A 16,650-nucleotide genomic window follows, 5' to 3' on the forward strand; every position below is an offset into this window, starting at 1 on the left:
GAGGCGGGGGCGCGAAACACGCCCCCGCCCGTCAGCGGATCCTGGCCATCTCCCAGCCGGTCGGCTGCTTCCCGGTTAGTCGATCGCGGTGACCGCCGCGACCTGCTCCGCGGCCGTCCGCTCGGACGCGACCCGCGGCGCGGGCATGGCCGAGACGCCCGGGGCCGGGACAACCTGAGCCGGGACAGCCGGGACAGCCGGGGCCGGGGCGTCCGCGATCCTGCGCGGGAGGGCGAGGGCGATGACGCAGCTCGCCAGCGCCGCCCCGCCACCGATCAGCAGGCCGACCCGCAGGCCGCTCTCCGACGGGAGAACCGCCGAGCCGACCGTGGTCGTCATGCTCGACATCACCGTGCCAAGCACCGCGCTCGCGCCGGAGGTGCCGATCGAGCGCATCAGCGTGTTCAGGCCGTTCGCGGCCGCGCCCTCCTCGGCCGGCACCGACCGCATGATCAGGGTGGGCATCGCCGCGTACGAGAGGCCGACGCCGGCGCTGATCACGGCGCAGAACGCGAGCACCCCGGCGGGGCTGCCCATCAGCGGGAGCGCGAGCACGTAGCCGGCGGCCACGACGACGGCGCCGGCGGCCAGGGCGACCCGCGGGCCGCGCCCGGAGATCAGCCGACCGGCGAACGGCGAGACGACCATCATCGCGAGGCCCGCCGGCGCCATCCACAGTCCGGTGGCGAGCAGCGACTGGCCGAGGCCGTAGCCCGTGGCCTTCGGCAGCTGCATCAGCTGCGGAGCGATCAGCGACTGCGCGTACATCCCGAAGCCCAGCGCCACGGAAGCGATGTTGGTGAGCAGCACGGGGCGCCGGCTCATGGTGCGCAGGTCGATCAGCGGGCTGTCGACGCGCAGCTCGAACGCGCCCCAGGCGAGCAGGACGACGACGCCACCGGCGAGCAGGCCCAGCGTGGTGAGGCTCGCCCAGCCCCAGTCGCCGCCCTTCGACACGGCGAGCAGCACGCCGACCAGACCGACCGACAGCAGGACCGTGCCCGGCACGTCGAAGCCACCGACGCCGCGCACCGGCGACTCGGGGACCAGGACGGCGACGAGGGCGCCCAGCAGCAGGCCGATCACGGCGGAGCCCCAGAACAGCACGTGCCAGTCGGCGTTCTGGGCGACCACCGCGCCGATCGGCAGGCCGAGCGCGCCGCCGACGCCGAGCGAGGAGCTCATGATCGCCATCGCGGAGACCATCCGCTTGGGCGGCAGCAGGTCGCGCAGGATGCTCACGCCGAGCGGGATGGTGGCGAAGCCGATGCCCTGCAGCCCGCGGCCCACGACCATCGGCACGATCGACGAGCTCAGCGCGCAGATCAGCGCGCCCACGGTCTGGGTGCCCAGGGCGATCAGCAACAGCCGCCGCTTGCCGAACAGGTCGCCGAGGCGGCCGAACAGCGGGTTGGCGATCGCCCCGACGAGCAGGGTGGCGGTGATCGCCCAGAAGGCGTTGGAGGACGAGGTGTGCAGCAGCGTCGGCAGCTTCGGGATCAGCGGCACCATCAGCGTCTGCATCAGCGACATCGCGGTGCCCGCGGCCGCGAGGACCGCGACGAGGGTGTTCGCCCGCGCCGTGCGACCCGCCACGCTGGCCGGGGCGGTGCCGGTGGTCTTGCTGGCGCTCATGGGCCCTCCCGTTGGTGCGGCACCATAGATATGCACGATGCACATAATATGTATCACGCACATTCGAGAAGCGAAAGCGCCACCGGCCGCGACATGGGGTGACTTCGCCCACCCGACATGCCAGAATCCTGTTCTGATGACGCAGAACGCAGATCGGCTCCTGGCGGTGACGCCGGGTTCCCCGCCTTCCGAGGCGCCGGGCGGCACGCCCGCGGCGACACCGGGCGACCCGTCCGTGGCGGCACCGGGTATCCAGTCCCAGCCGGCCGGCGACGTCGCCGCCCGCACGGCGGCGCGCACGCTCGCCGCGCGCACCGCCGGCTACACGAACGAGGTGCGCCGGCTGCTCGACGCCGGTTTAGAGGTGATCCGGCGCAACGGCATCTCATCACGCCCCCGGGTCGCCGACATCGTCGCCGAGGCGGGACTGTCCAACGACGCGTTCTACCGCCACTTCCCGTCCAAGGACGCGCTGGTCACCGCGCTGATCGAGGACGGGAGCGAGCGGCTGGCCAGCTACACCGCCCACCAGATGAGCAAGGAGCCGACGCCCGCGGGCCAGGTGCGCCGCTGGGTGGAGGCCGTGCTCGGGCAGGCCAGGGGCGAGGTGGCCGCGTCGACGCTGGCCGTGATGTGGAACGGGAGCAGCACCAGGAACGCCACTCCCGGCCTCCACCCGGCCGCCGGGTCGATGTCGGTGCTGCTGCGCGCGCCGTTCGCCGCGCTGGGCAGCGGGCACCCCGAGCCGGACGCGACGCTGGCCGCGTTCGCCGTCTTCGGCGCGTTGTCGGACTTCCTGTGGCGACGGAACGAACCCACCGACGCCGAGATCGACCAGGTCACCGCCTTCTGCCTGCGGGCGGCCCAACCACCGATTCCCCAGCCCAGTCAGGGAGCGCACTCATGAAGGCTGTCCGTTCGGCGGGCGGCGCCGTGTCGGTCATCGACGTCGACCTACCGCCAGGCGAGGGCGACGAGCTGTTGACGATGAAGTCCGCGAGCATCTGCAGCTCGGACCTCATGTACCTCAGATACGGCCTGAGCCAGGTCGTCGGCCACGAGCTCGCCGGAGTCCGCGCCGACGGCACGCCGGTCATCGTCGAGGCGGTGTTCGGCTGCGGCACGTGCGACCAGTGCCAGATCGGCCGGTACAACCTCTGCCCAGTCCATTTCACCCGAGCGCTGGGCGCCAACGCCGACGGCGGCATGGCCGAGCAGTTCCGCGCCCCGAGCCCCCGGCTCGTGCCGGTCCCCGACGGGCTCGCCGTCACGGACGCCTCCCTCGCCGAGCCGGCCGCCGTCTCCTGGCACGCGCTGCGCCTCGCCGGCACCGGCAAGGACACCAGCGTGGCGGTCGTCGGCGCGGGCGCTCTCGGCCTGCTGGCCGTCGCCGGTGCCCGCAGGCTCGGCGCCCCCGAGGTCACGCTCGACGCGCGCCACCGCCACCAGGCCGAGGCGGGTGAGCGCCTGGGTGCGCGGATCGGCGCGGACGGCCGCTACGACGTCGTCCTCGACGCCGCCGGCACCACGGAGAGCCTCGCCCGCGCGATCGAGCTCGTCGGCCCGCGCGGAACCGTGGTCTCGGTCGCCGTCCACATGGGCCCGGTCGAGATCGCCTGGAGCACCCTGTTCCACCTGGAGGCCCGCGTCATCCCGTCCGTGGGCTACTGCACGCACGACGACGGCGCTGGCGGTAGCGTGACCGAGCTGGCGGAGGTCGCGGCAATGCTGGCGGAGAATCCCGAAATCCCCAAGACGCTGATCACGCACCGGTTTCCGCTCGAGGACGCCGCCGAGGCGTTCCGGGTGGCGGGCGACAAGACGACAGGCGCTATCCGAGTGGTGGTGGAGCTGTGACGACGCTACGGCCAGAGGACCAGTTCCACGCCGGGGTCATCGTCGAGGACTTCGAGGGCACCCTCGACCGGCTGACGAAGCTGTTCGGCTTCGAGTGGTGCGACGAGCTGGTGAGCGACGTGGCGGTACGGATCATCACCCCGGACGGCCCCGTGGACACCACCGTCACGACGCGTTTCTCCTACTCGGTGAACGAGCCCCGCCTCGAGGTCATCCGGCCCATTCCCGGGACCGTCTGGGTGCCCGCCGACTCGGGCGTGCACCACCTCGGCTACTGGTCGGACGACGTGCCGGGCGACTCCGCGGCGCTCGCCGCGCTGGGAATGCCGCTGGAGGTCGCCGGCATCGGCCCGGACGGGCAGCCCTACTGGGCTTACCACCGGGGCACCGACGGTCCGCGGATCGAGCTGGTGAGCCGGAGCATCAAGCCGGGGCTGGAGCAGTACTGGGCGCACAGCCGGCGCCCGGCGTGAGCCTGGCGGCGCCGACCGAGCTGGTCGGGCTGACCGGCGGCAAGGGGGTCATGCTCGCCTCGCCGGTACCGGCCGACGTCGCGGCCGTCGGCTACGTCGAGCACGAGCTCGCCGCGGCAGGGACGGCGACCGCCTACCGGGCCGTCGGCGAACTCTCGGCGGACGGCCGCTGGACGTTCGGGCCCGCCGGCTCGGCGCCCTACCGCACCCGGGTCGTCGTGCGCCGCCCGGTCGCGGCCGAGCGCTTCAGCGGCACCGCGGTCGTCGAGTGGCTCAACGTCAGCTCCGGCCACGACGCCGACGTCATCTGGGCGACCAACCACGAGGAGATCACCCGCCGCGGCCACGCCTGGGTCGGCGTGTCGGCCCAGCTCATCGGAGTCGCGGGCGGCCCCGTGCTCGCCTCGCCCGTCGAGGGCGCCGACGCGCCCGGACTCGTGGGCACCGACCCGGAGCGCTACGGCTCGCTCGTCCACCCCGGCGACGGGTTCGCGTTCGACCTGTTCACCCAGACGGCCCGCTCGGTCCGCGACGGGACGCTGCTGGGGGGTCTCACCCCGCGGCTCGTGCTCGCCGCCGGCCAGTCCCAGTCCGCCTACGCGATGGTCACCTACGTCAACGGGGTCGAGCCGCTCGTCCGCGGGCTGTTCGACGGCTACCTGCTGCACAGCCGCGGGCTGGGCGCGCTGAACCTCGCCGCTCCTGGTCAGCCGGCGGGCCTGCACGCGCTGACCGCGACCAGCCCGGTGCTCGTCCGGGAGGACACCACCACCCCGGTACTCATCGTCCAGGCCGAGGGCGACCTGAACCAGGTGCTGCACTCGCTCGGCTCCCGCCAGGACGACCTCGAGCACGTCCGCACGTGGGAGGTCGCCGGCGCCGCCCACGCCGACCAGCACACCGTCGGCCCGTTCGCCGACCTGCTCGGCTGCGGCGTCGACGTCAACGACGCCCCGATGCACGTCGTCGTCAAGGCCGCGCTGCGCGCGCTGGAGACCTGGGCGCGCGGCGGCACTCCGCCGCCCGCCTCGCCGCGGATAACGACCGCGGGCGGCGAGATCGTCCGCGACGGCGACGGCATCGCGCTCGGCGGGATCCGCACGCCACCGGTCGACGTGCCGGTCGACGTGCTGTCCGGCATCCCCGGCCCGAACCCGTCGGTGATCTGCCAGCTGTTCGGCTCGACGATCGCGCTGCCGGCCGCGCGGGTCGCCGAGCTCTACCCGTCGCGCGCGCACTACCTGGCGCGTTACACCGCCGCCGTCGACCGGCTCGTCGCCGACGGCTTCGCCCTCGCCGAGGACCGCGAGGCCCTCCTCGCCTACGCCCAGCCCGACCGGATCTCGTAGCCGCGGGCTTTCCGGGGCCCCGTCGAGCGAGGAGTGATCCGCGCATGAGCACGTCAGCCCAGCCGAACGGCCGCGCGATGACCGGCCCGGCGTCGCCCACCGGCCCGGCGCTCTCGACGCCGCCGCCACGGCCAGGGCTCGTGCGCCGGACGACGACGCACGACTCGCTGCGGCCCGCCGGCCTGTCCGGTCCCGTGATGCTGGACGCGCGTGGCCGGGACGTGCGTGTCGAGGCCGACGGCGCCCTGACCGTCCTGGACGCGGCGCGCCTCGACGCCGAGATCGCCTTCCCCCGCCGGGAGGTCACCCGGATCGGCTTCGACCCGGACGAGCCACGGCTCGCGGCGCTCGTCGGCGTCCGGGCGGCTTCGGGCTTCCGGCAGGCGGTCTACGCCGCCCTGCCCGACGAGCGCGCCAGCCACTCGGTCCGCTTCCAGCTGCTCGACGACCTGCCTACGGCGGTGCTGGTCAGCGGCTACGCCACCCAGTGGGTGGCGCCTGGGCCCTTCCCGCAGTGGCGGCAGGGAATGGCCTCGCAGTACCCGGACCTGTGCGCCGGCTGGGTCACCGACGGCACGATCATCCGCGGGATCGAGGCCACCGGGCGGGTGCCGGCCCCGTTCGGGCCGCCGGTGCCGCCGATCGAGGGCGACGACCCGGACGGCTGGCACGAGGTGGCGCCGCTGCCGGCGCACGGGATGCGCCGGCGCCGTCGGCTCGACGTCTGGCGGGCGGGCGCCGAGGCGCGGGCCGAGTGCTTCTTCCGCGACAGCCACGTCGATCCGGACGGCGTCGAGACCGCGGTGCACGAGTACACCGTGCACGCCACGCTCGACCCGGCGACGACGACGTTCACGGCGTGCACGGCGGAGTTCGGCGCGCTGCCGTGGCCGGAGTGCCCGCTCGCGCTGGCCAGCGCTGGCCGCCTGGTGGGACAGCGCCCGGACGGGTTGCGCCGCGAGGTGCGGGACACCTTCACCGGGGTCACGACGTGCACGCACCTCAACGACACTCTGCGCTCGCTCGAGGACGTCGGCGCGCTGCTCGCCCGCCTACCGGTCTGAGGCGGCCCGCCTCGGCCATGGCCGAGGATCTTCGTTCCGGCAGGCGTTCCGAAGATCCAAACTTGTGTTCGGCATTGTCAGAATCGTATTCTGGCGAAGACGACCAGGAAGGACACACCGTGGCGTGGGACTTCGAGACCGATCCCGAGTACCAGAAGAAGCTGGACTGGGCGAACGAGTTCGTCCGCAGCGAGGTCGAGCCGCTTGACCTCGCGTTCCCGGACCTGCAGTTCGTACCGCTCACCGACAAGCGCCGGGAGCTCATCGACCCGCTCAAGCAGCAGGTCCGCGACCAGGGCCTGTGGGCGACCCACCTGAGCCCCGAGCTCGGCGGCCAGGGCTTCGGCCAGCAGAAGCTGGGGCTGCTCAACGAGATCCTCGGCCGCTCCTCCTGGGCGCCGATCGTCTTCGGCTGCCAGGCGCCGGACACCGGCAACGCCGAGATCATCGCCCACTACGGCACGCCGGAGCAGAAGGAGAAGTACCTCCGGCCGCTGCTCGACGGCGAGATGTTCTCCAGCTACTCGATGACCGAGCCGCAGGCCGGCGCGGACCCGACGCAGTTCACCTGCCGCGCCCACAAGGAGGGCGGCGAGTGGATCATCAACGGGTGGAAGTACTTCTCGTCGAACGCCAAGACCGCGAGCTTCTTCATCGTCATGGTGGTCACGAACCCCGACGTGAGCGCGTACCGAGGCATGTCGATGTTCCTGGTGCCGGCCGACACGCCGGGCATCAACATCGTCCGTAACGTCGGCCTTTTCGGCGAGCCACTGGGCGAGGGCTTCCACGCGCTCATCCACTACGAGGACGTGCGGGTGCCCGAGTCCGCGCTGCTCGGCGGCGAGGGCCAGGCGTTCGCCATCGCCCAGACCCGGCTCGGCGGCGGGCGCATCCACCACGCGATGCGCACCATCGGCCAGGCGCAGCGGCTGCTGGACATGACCTGCGAGCGCGCGCTGTCGCGCACCACCGCGGGCAGCAAGCTCGCGGAGAAGCAGTTCGTCCAGGGCTTCATCGCCGACTCGTACGCGCAGCTGCTGCAGTTCCGGCTGCTCGTCATGTACGTCGCCTGGGAGATCGACAAGTACCAGGACTACAAGCGCGTCCGCAAGGACATCGCCACGGCGAAGATCGTCATGCCGACCATCCTGCACGACATCGCCTGGCGGGCGATGCAGATCCACGGCGCGCTCGGCACCACGAACGAGATGCCGTTCTTCCGGTACATCCACGGCGCCGCCGTGATGGGCCTGGCCGACGGGCCGACCGAGGTCCACAAGATGACCGTCGCCAAGCAGGTCCTGCGCGACTACAAGCCGGCCGAGGGCATGTGGCCGACCGAGTGGATCCCGGGCAAGCTCGACGCCTCCCGGGCCAAGTACGCCAAGTTCCTTGAGCACGAGGTGGGAAACCTGTGAGCGCCGAGACCGAGACCGAAACCACGCTCGACTTCGAGCGGCTCGCCGCCTGGATGGACGCCCAGGGGCTGCCCGGCGCGGGCGCCCCGCTGGAGCACAAGTTCCTCTCCGGCGGCACGCAGAACGAGATCTACCTGCTGACCCGCGGCGACTTCCAGTGCGTCATCCGGATCCCACCGGCCACGGCGCCGGCCGACCGGGACAACGGCATCGTGCGGGAATGGCGGATCATCGAGGCGCTCGACGGCACCGACGTCCCGCACACCGCCGCCGTGGCGGTCTGCACCGACTCGTCGGTGCTCGGCCGGACCTTCTACCTCATGGGCTTCGTCGACGGCTGGTCGCCGATGAGCATGAAGGACCGCAAGTGGCCCGAGCCGTTCAACAGCGACCTGGAGCTGCGCAAGGGCCTGGGCTATCAGCTGGCCGAGGGCATCGCGCTGCTGTCGAAGGTCGACTGGCAGGCCAAGGGGCTGCAGACCCTGGGCCGTCCGGACGGCTTCCACGAGCGCCAGGTCGACCGCTGGCTGCGTTTCTTCAACAGGATCAAGGCCCGTGAGCTCGACGGCATGGACACGGTCACCGAGTGGCTGCGGGGCCACCGGCCGCTCGACTACATCCCCGGCCTGATGCACGGCGACTACCAGTTCGCCAACGTCATGTTCAAGAACGAGGTCCCGGCGAAGCTGGCCGCGCTGGTCGACTGGGAGATGGGTACCGTCGGTGACCCGAAGCTGGACCTGGCCTGGATGATCATGAGTTGGCCGGACGACACGTCTGAACCCACGTCGGGTTACGTCGACCTGCAGGGCATGCCCACCCGCGACCAGATCGTCGAGCACTACGCCAAGGTCTCCGGTCGCCAGGTCGACGACCTTGACTACTACCTCGTCCTGGCCCGGTGGAAGATGGCGATCGTCCTGGAGCAGGGCTTCCAGCGCGCGGGCAGCGACCCGAAGCTGCTCGCGTTCGGGCCGGTCATCGAGAAGTCCATGACGGAGGCGGCCGAGTTCGCCTCGACCACCGACTACAGCTACACGGGGCGCTGACATGCTGGCGGCGGTGTGTGCGGAGAACGGCGCGCCGGAGGTCATCCAGGTCAAGGAGATCGACACGCCGCCGGTAGGCCCGGGCCAGGTCCGGGTCGGCGTCCGGGCGGCGGCGGTCAACTTCCCCGACGTGCTCGTCATCGCGGGCACCTACCAGGTGAAGGCGCCCGTGCCCTTCGTGCCGGGAAGCGAGTTCGCCGGCATCGTCGAGGAGGTCGGCGACGGTGTCACCGGCCTCGCCCCCGGCGACCGGGTGGCGGGGACGGTGTTCGTCGGCGCCTTCGCGCAGCAGGTCGTGTGCGCCGCCGACTCGGTGCGGCCCGTCCCGGACGGGGTGGACGACCGGTCGGCCGCGGCCTTCTCCGTCGGGCACCGCACGTCGTATCACGTGCTGCGCTCGATGGCCCGGGTGCAGCCGGGTGACCGGGTCGTGGTGCTCGGCGCGGGTGGCGGCGTCGGTCTCGCCGCCGTCCAGCTCGCCGTCGCCCTCGGGGCCGAGGTGACCGCGGTGGCGAACTCGTCGGACAAGCTGCAGGCGGCCGCGGCGAACGGCGCGACGACGCTGATCGACAACGAGGCCGAGGACCTGCGGAAGGCGTTGAAGGTCGCGCACCCGGCGGGCGTCGACGTCGTCGTCGACATGGTCGGCGGAGATCTCTCGGAGGCGGCGCTGCGGGCGCTGCGCTTCGACGGCCGCTTCGTGACCATCGGCTACGCCTCGGGGACCATCCCGCGGATCCCGCTCAACCTGGTGCTGCTCAAGGGCGCGCACATCATGGGCTTCCAGATGCGCGACTTCGCCACCCACCGGCCGGACGAGCTGGCCCGTGACGAGCGGGAGCTCATGGAGCTGCTCTCCTCGGGGAAGGTGCGTCCGCACATCGGCGCGGTGTTCGCACTCGCCGACACGGCCGACGCGCTGCGGTTCGTCACCGACGGCAAGGCGATCGGCAAGGTCGTCCTCGACGTCGCGCCCTGAGCGGGACCGGTAGCCCTGTGTCCCCGGTGCGTCCGGCGTGGTGACACCCGGAACCGAGCTTGTCGCCGGGCAACCGGCGCGGCCTTTCTCGGTGTCGCGGTCTGAACCGTTTCCGTGGCATCGGGTTCGGTGGCATCGTGCGCCGCGACATTAAGCACATATCATTTGCGCGCGACTACCCGTGACGGGATGAGGGCGCCCGGCATTCGCCGGGCGCCCCTTTCCGTTGCCTGACAGCGCGGTCGATAGCATCGACTCCGATATCGACGTCAATAGGAGATCCGGGGCCGCGTCATTCCGTGCCGCGCGCTCCGCCGTGACGCGGGGAACACCGCTCTCGGCGCCGGGCCTCCAGGGTGACGGGCGCGAGGCTCACAAGGCCGAGCGGCCGCCATATCTCCAGAGGAGTTTCCCCGCAATGTCGCTACCTCTTCGTCGACGAGCGTTGAGGGCCGCAGCGCTTGCGGCCAGCGCCAGCAGCCTGGCGGCCGGCCTGGTGGCCTGCGGCGGCTCGAGCGACAACGCAGCCGCCGGCACCTGCACCACCACGGCGCCGGGTATCACGCCCACCGAGGTCAAGGCCGGCATGATCTGGAGCGACACCGGCCCGTCCGCCAGCAGCATGCGGGCCTTCCGGGCCGGCGTGGACGCCCGGTTGGAAAGCGCCAACGACGAGGAGGGCGGCGTCTTCGGCCGCAAGCTCAAATACGCTTGGCGGGACGACCGGGCGGACCAGGCGCTCAACCTGAGCGGCACCCAGGATCTCATCAACAATGAGCATGTCTTCGGGCTCATCGCGATGCCCAGCGCGAGCGGCTCCGCCTCGGTGGACTGGCTCAGCCGGCAGAAGATCCCGGTCATGGGCCTGGCCAGCGACCCGAGCTGGCTGGGCAAGACCAACATGTTCTCCTGGTTCTACCTGGGCACCGGCTCCGCCACCACCTGGGGCAAGTACATCCATGACCAGGGCGGGACCCGCGCGGCCGTGTTCGCCGTCGCCTCGAGCGCGTCCAACAACGACTTCAACCAGCAGTACATCGCAAGCCTGAAGGCCAGCGGCGTCCAGGTCGTCAGGACGTTCCAGACCGCCAGCGCGGTCATCAGCTACCCGAACGTCGCGCAGCAGATCAAGGCGGAGGACATCGACGCCATCGGCGGCGTCCTGCTCCCGGAGATGGCGGCGAACCTGCTGCCGGAGCTCCGCAAGGTCGGCCTGGCCCTCGGCGGGAATCTCAAGGTCGCGCTGATGCCGCTCGGCTACGACGGCAGCAGCCTGGCGACGTATGGCACGTCGCTCGCCGGCGCGTCGATCTTCACAGCCGTCAAACCCTTCGAGGTCAACACTCCCGGGCAGCAGAAGTTCAGGCAGGCGATGAACACCTACTCTCCGGAGATCCAGCCGTCGACGCAGGACAGCGCGGTCGACGGCTGGCTCTCGGCCGACCTGTTTATCCGCGGCCTCAAGGAGGCCGGGCAGTGCCCGACCAGGGAGTCGTTCATCACCGGACTGCGCGCCGTGAAGGACTACGACGGCGCCGGAATGACACCACAGGACGCCAACGACCTGTCAACGAACTACCGGGATATCTCGGTCTGCTACTACGCCATCAAGGTCAGCCAGGACGGAAGCCGGTTCGAGGCCGACAGCCAGCCCGAATGCGGCGCCCCGATCAGCCAGGAGCAGATGAACGCCCTGAACCAGCAGCCCTGACGGAGTTACCAGACCGGTGCCGATCGGTCACTCCGCGCGCCGCCCACGGGCGGATCCAGGGAAATTCCGCGTAACGAATCCGAAACGCAGGCATTTGTTTGCACTTCGGCCTCATGTGGATTAAGAGTTCACTACTATCAGCCTCGCCGGGAAGGGCCAGTCACGCCCGAACCGTCGCGCCGGATCCCCCTCCACTGGCGCAAGACAGCGGCTGCTATGGCGCGCGACCCTACCCACGCGGCAGATGCCCGCCCACCCAGACCAGTATCGCCACGACACGTCAAAGGAGACGCGACATGAGGTCGCCAGTCAGATATCGATTAGTGAGAGCGACGGCGCTCGCGATGAGCGCCGGCGGTCTGGCCGCATCCCTGGTCGCCTGCGGCGACCAGTCGGCCGCGGAGGGGGCGGGTGGGGCGTGCTCGACCACGACGCCCGGCATAACCCCCACCGAGATCAAGGCCGGGATGGTCTGGAGCGACACTGGGCCGGCGGCGGGGACCATGCGTTCCTTCCGCGCCGGCGTGGACGCCCGCCTCCACGTCGCCAACGAGGAGGACGGCGGCGTCTTCGGCCGCAAGATCACGTACGCCTGGCGTGACGACCAGGCGGACCAGCAGCTCAACCTCAGCATGGTTCAGGAGCTCCTCGACCAGGAGAAGATCTTCGGGCTCATCTACTCCCCCGGCGCCGGCACCCAGTCGGCAAAGCTCCTGCAGGAACGCAACATCCCCGTCACGGGCCTGGGCAGCGACCCAGTCTGGCTGGGGATGAACAACATGTTCTCGTGGGTGTATCTCGGAGACGGCTCCAGCACGACCTGGGGCAAGTACGTCCACGACCAGGGCGGCACCCGCGCGGGCGTCTTCGCGATCGACACGAACGCCACGAACGGGGACTTCACCCAACAGATCGTGGCGAGCCTGAAGGCGAGCGACGTCAAGGTCGTCAAGATGTTCTACACCGGCGAGATCACCAGCTGGCAGACCGTCGCCCAGCAGATCAAGGCGAACAACATCGACGCCCTCGCCGGCGTCCTGCTGCCGGACGCGGCCTCGAAGCTGCTGCCCGAGCTCGCCAAGATCGGCGTCGCCTTCGGCGGCAGCCTCAAGGTCGCTCAGATGCCCCTGGGCTATGACAACAGCAACCTCGACCAGTTCGGCCGGTCGCTCGCCGGCGCTTCCATCTTCACCGCCATCCAGCCCTTCGAGCTGAACACCCCCGGCCAGCAGAAGTTCGAGCAGGCGATGAGCGACTACGCCCCCGAGATCCAGCCACCGACCCAGGACATGGCCGTCGACGGCTGGATCTCCGCCGATCTTTTCATCCGCGGCCTCGAAGTGGCCGGAAAATGCCCCACCCGGGAGTCCTTCATCGCCGGCCTGCGCGCCGTCAAGGACTACGACGGCGCCGGCATGACCCCCAACGCTCACAACGACCTCTCCACCAACTTCCGGCAGACCTCGACCTGCTACTACGCCATCAAGATCAGCAAGGACGGCTCGAAGTTCGAGCCGACCAGCGACGCGGCGATGTGCGGAAACGTCATCAGCCCGGAGCAGATGGCCGCCCTGAACCAGCAGCCCTGACGACCGCGAAGGCGAGCCGGCCAGCCCCTTGGTGGGGGCTGGCCGGAAAAATTCCGTGTACATCTTTTGAGGGCCGGCACCTTCCGGCATCCCGACGGCCCAGTGAGTACCCGTTCACCGGTACTGGCGTATACAAGAGGAGTAAGCCGCCTCGGAACTGACGTAACGTCGCGCCTGGATCATCGCTCTAGGCGCAAAACGAAGATTACGTCAGCGCGCGGCTCTCCCTGTACGGCGGACACCCGCCCGTCCGAGCGGGTACCGCCGCGATACGCCGAAGGAGCCGCGGCATGTTATCGCCGGCGAATAGCCGATTAATAAGAGCAGCCACCCTCGCCGTCAGCGCCGGTGGCCTGGCCGCGTCGCTGGTGGCCTGCGGCCGCGGGGACGCGAGCGCGGCGGGCGGGGCGTGCTCGACCGCGGTGCCCGGCATAACCCCCACCGGGGTCAAGGCGGGAATGGTGTTCAGCGACACCGGGCCGGGAGCCGCGACCCTGCACGCGTTCAGGGCCGGGGTGGACGCCCGTTTCCACTTCGCCAACGAGGAGGACGGCGGCGTCTACGGCCGCAAGATCACCTATGCCTGGCGTGACGACGGAGCAGACCCGGCACTCAACGTGCCCAGGGTGCAGGAGCTCCTCGACCAGGAGAAGATCTTCGGGCTCATCTACGCCCCCGGCGGGGGCAGGGACTCCGCCAAGCTCCTGCAGCAGCGCAACGTGCCGGTCACGGGCCTCGCCAGCGACCCGGTCTGGCTTGGGTTGAACAACATGTTCTCGTGGTTCTACCTCGGGGACGGCTCCAGCACGACGATGGGCAAGTACATCCACGACCAGGGCGGCTCCCGCGCGGCCGTCTTCGCCATCGGCAGCACCTCCTCCAGCGGGGACTACACCCAGCAGGTCGTGGCAAGCCTGAAGGCGAACAACGTCCAGGTCGTCAAGACCTTCGCCACCAGCCAGATCACCAGCTTTCAGACCGTCGCCGCGCAGATCAAGGCCGCCGGCATCGACACCCTCGCCGGCGTCCTGCTACCGGACGCGGCCGCCAAGCTGCTCCCCGAGCTCGCCAAGATCGGCGTCACCATCGGCGGCAGTCTCAAGGTCGCCGTGATGCCCCTCGGGTACGACAACAACGTCCTCACCCAGTACGGCCCCGCGCTCGCCGGCGCCTCCATCATCACCTCCGTCCAGCCCTTCGAGCTGAACACCCCCGGCCAGCAGAAGTTCGAGCAGGCGATGAGCAACTACGCCCCCGAGATCCAGCCACCGACCCAGGACCAGGCGGTGAACGGCTGGATCTCCGCCGACCTGTTCATCCGTGGCCTGCAGGCGGCGGGACAATGCCCGAGCAGGGAGTCGTTCATCGCGGGCCTGCGCGCCGTCAAGGACTACGACGGCGCGGGCATGACCCCCGACGCCAGCAACGACCTGTCCACCAACTTCCGCCAGACCTCCACCTGCTACTACGCAATCAAGATCAGTAAGGACGGCTCGAAGTTCGAGCCCGTCAGCTCTGCCGCCCTGTGCGGCGACGTCATCAGCCCGGAGCAGCTGGCTGCCCTGAACCAGCAATCCTGACGGCTCGGAGCAGCGCCCGGCCGGCCCCTTGACGGGACGGTCCGGCAAAGACACACGCGGACACTCGGGACGCCGGCGACCACCGGCGTCCCGAGTGTCCGCGGCCCAGCGGCGCGGCGCCCGATGGCGACTCCCCGCGGCCCGGGTACGCCGGGCACCCGCGGGGTGAGGCTCACTACTATCGCTCGACAAGAAGAACCAGCTGTGCGCGAGCCGACGCATCTGTCGCGCTGGCCCCACCTCCGGTGCAGTATCGAGGCCGCGTCGGCGGGCGACTCTCCCGTACAGCGGGCGCTCGCCATTCGGGCGGGCAGCGCCGCGATGATGCCGAAGGAGCCGCGGCATGCTGCCACCCGTCAGGAAACGATTAACCAGAAGCGCCGCGCTCGCGGCCAGTGTGGGCAGCCTGGCCGCCTCCCTCTCGCTGGCCGCCTGCGGCCAGGGAGGCGCGAACGGGGCGGGCGGGGCCTGCTCACCCACGGTGCCCGGCATCACGCCCACCGGGGTCAAGGCCGGGATGGTCTGGACCGACACCGGGCCGGGGGCGGCCACCATGCGATCCTTCCGGGCCGGCGTGGACGCCCGCCTCCACGTCGCCAACGAGGAGGACGGCGGCGTCTACGGCCGCAAGATCACCTATGCCTGGCGTGACGACATGGGCGACCCGGCGCTCAACGTGCCGAGGGTCCAGGAGCTCCTCGACCAGGAGAAGATCTTCGGCCTCATCTACGCTCCCGGCGGCGGCCGTGACTCGGCCAAACTCCTGGAGCAGCGCAACGTCCCCGTCACCGGCATAGCCAGCGACCCGGTCTGGCTGGGGCTGAACAACATGTTCTCGTGGTTCTACCTGGGCGACGGCTCCAGCACCACCTGGGGAAAATACGTCCATGACCAGGGCGGAACCCGCGCGGCCCTCTTCGCCACGGCCCAGACCGCCGGGAACGGAGACTTCGCCTCGCAGATCACGGCGAGCCTGAAGGCCAGTGGCGTCAAGGTCGTCAAGACCTTCTACATCGGCCAGATCACCAGCTACCAGACCCTCGCCGAGCAGATCAAGGCGAACAACATCGACGCCCTCACCGGCGTCCTGCTCCCGGACGCGGCCGCCAAGCTGCTCCCCGAGCTGGCCAAGCTCGGCATCACCCTCGGCGGGGGCCTCAAGGTCGCGGTGATGCCCCTGGGCTACGACGACAACAACCTCACCCAGTTCGGCCGCTCGATCGCCGGCGTGACCGTTCTGACGGCCACCCAGCCCTTCGAGCTGAACACCGCGGGCCAGCAGACGTTCAAGAAGGCGATGAGCGAGTACGCCCCCGAGATCCAGCCGCCGACCCAGGACCTGGCCGTGGACGGATGGATCTCGGCCGACCTGTTCATTCGGGGCCTCGAAGCGGCCGGAAAATGCCCGACTCGGGAGTCCTTCATCGCCGGCCTGCGTGCCGTGAAGGACTACGACGGTGCCGGCCTGACTCCCGACGCCAGCATCGACCTGTCCACCAACCTCCGCGAGACCTCGACCTGCTATTACGCCATCAAGATCAGCAAGGATGGCTCCAGGTTCGAGCCCACCAGCGAGACAGCCATCTGCGGAGATGTCATCAGCCCAGAGCAGATGACCGCCCTGAACCAGCAGCCCTGACGGACCAATGGTCCTGAAGGAGCCAACAGCCAGCCGGTTCCGGAACAGCCCGGCCGGCTCCTTGGTGGTGGCGGTCCGACGAAACTACGCACATCTGGCCCGGGGCACCGGCAAACGCCGGCGCTCCGGGCGCCCCGCGGGGTGAGTGCTCATTACTATCCACGTCCATGACAGGACCCAGCGACGCCCGGGCCGACAGGTCGGCGCAGAGGACTCACCTTTTCCGGCGCAGGACCGTGACCACGTCAACGCGCGCATCCTCCGCGCACTGTGAGCGCTTACCCGCCCAGGCGGCCACGGCCGC

13 protein-coding genes are annotated in these 16,650 nt (G+C 70.4%); 12 read left to right on the forward strand and 1 reads right to left on the reverse strand.

Going from position 1 to position 16,650, the window contains the following annotated elements:
• Positions 1-75 precede the first annotated feature (75 nt).
• Entirely contained in the window at positions 76-1,635 is a 1,560-nt protein-coding gene (locus FRCN3DRAFT_RS0230870) for an MFS transporter (protein WP_007509995.1), read from the reverse strand.
• 136 nt (positions 1,636-1,771) lie between these two features.
• On the opposite strand from FRCN3DRAFT_RS0230870, the gene FRCN3DRAFT_RS0230875 reads away from it, so the two are divergent.
• The 12 genes from FRCN3DRAFT_RS0230875 to FRCN3DRAFT_RS0230930 all read left to right on the forward strand — a co-directional run bounded on the left by FRCN3DRAFT_RS0230875 (position 1,772) and on the right by FRCN3DRAFT_RS0230930 (position 16,346).
• Positions 1,772-2,542: a TetR/AcrR family transcriptional regulator gene (locus FRCN3DRAFT_RS0230875; protein WP_007509996.1), complete on the forward strand. Its 771-nt coding sequence runs from the start codon at positions 1,772-1,774 to the stop codon at positions 2,540-2,542.
• Positions 2,539-3,492, forward strand: a complete 954-nt coding sequence (locus FRCN3DRAFT_RS0230880; RefSeq protein ID WP_007509997.1) for a zinc-dependent alcohol dehydrogenase — start codon at positions 2,539-2,541, stop codon at positions 3,490-3,492. The genes FRCN3DRAFT_RS0230875 and FRCN3DRAFT_RS0230880 overlap by 4 nt, the downstream gene beginning before the upstream one ends.
• Positions 3,489-3,965, forward strand: coding sequence for a VOC family protein (locus FRCN3DRAFT_RS0230885; RefSeq protein ID WP_007509999.1), 477 nt, complete (start codon positions 3,489-3,491; stop codon positions 3,963-3,965). The genes FRCN3DRAFT_RS0230880 and FRCN3DRAFT_RS0230885 overlap by 4 nt, the downstream gene beginning before the upstream one ends.
• A complete protein-coding gene (locus FRCN3DRAFT_RS0230890; protein WP_007510001.1) occupies positions 3,962-5,314 on the forward strand; it encodes an alpha/beta hydrolase domain-containing protein in 1,353 nt (450 codons plus the stop codon). Before FRCN3DRAFT_RS0230885 ends, FRCN3DRAFT_RS0230890 begins: the two co-directional genes overlap by 4 nt.
• A 44-nt stretch (positions 5,315-5,358) precedes the next feature.
• Positions 5,359-6,378 (forward strand): DUF2889 domain-containing protein, encoded by a 1,020-nt coding sequence (locus FRCN3DRAFT_RS0230895; RefSeq protein ID WP_007510002.1) that lies wholly within the window; start codon positions 5,359-5,361, stop codon positions 6,376-6,378.
• A gap of 119 nt (positions 6,379-6,497) precedes the next feature.
• Positions 6,498-7,799, forward strand: coding sequence for an acyl-CoA dehydrogenase family protein (locus FRCN3DRAFT_RS0230900; RefSeq protein WP_007510004.1), 1,302 nt, complete (start codon positions 6,498-6,500; stop codon positions 7,797-7,799).
• A gap of 53 nt (positions 7,800-7,852) precedes the next feature.
• Complete coding sequence (locus FRCN3DRAFT_RS0230905; RefSeq protein WP_051467297.1) at positions 7,853-8,848, forward strand: phosphotransferase family protein; 996 nt, start codon at positions 7,853-7,855, stop codon at positions 8,846-8,848.
• 1 nt (position 8,849) lies between these two features.
• Complete coding sequence (locus tag FRCN3DRAFT_RS0230910) at positions 8,850-9,827, forward strand: NADPH:quinone oxidoreductase family protein (RefSeq protein ID WP_007510008.1); 978 nt, start codon at positions 8,850-8,852, stop codon at positions 9,825-9,827.
• 418 nt (positions 9,828-10,245) lie between these two features.
• Complete coding sequence (locus FRCN3DRAFT_RS0230915; RefSeq protein WP_007510011.1) at positions 10,246-11,538, forward strand: ABC transporter substrate-binding protein; 1,293 nt, start codon at positions 10,246-10,248, stop codon at positions 11,536-11,538.
• A 296-nt stretch (positions 11,539-11,834) separates the two neighbouring features.
• Complete coding sequence (locus tag FRCN3DRAFT_RS0230920; protein WP_007510013.1) at positions 11,835-13,127, forward strand: ABC transporter substrate-binding protein; 1,293 nt, start codon at positions 11,835-11,837, stop codon at positions 13,125-13,127.
• Between the two features lie 290 nt (positions 13,128-13,417).
• A complete protein-coding gene (locus FRCN3DRAFT_RS0230925) occupies positions 13,418-14,707 on the forward strand; it encodes an ABC transporter substrate-binding protein (protein WP_007510015.1) in 1,290 nt (429 codons plus the stop codon).
• 343 nt (positions 14,708-15,050) lie between these two features.
• Positions 15,051-16,346 carry an ABC transporter substrate-binding protein gene (locus FRCN3DRAFT_RS0230930; protein ID WP_007510017.1) on the forward strand — a complete coding sequence of 432 codons (1,296 nt, stop codon included), beginning with the start codon at positions 15,051-15,053 and terminating at the stop codon, positions 16,344-16,346.
• The last annotated feature ends 304 nt before the right edge of the window (positions 16,347-16,650 follow it).

Origin of the sequence: Pseudofrankia saprophytica, assembly GCF_000235425.2 — a bacterium.
GTDB lineage: Bacteria > Actinomycetota > Actinomycetes > Frankiales > Frankiaceae > Pseudofrankia > Pseudofrankia saprophytica.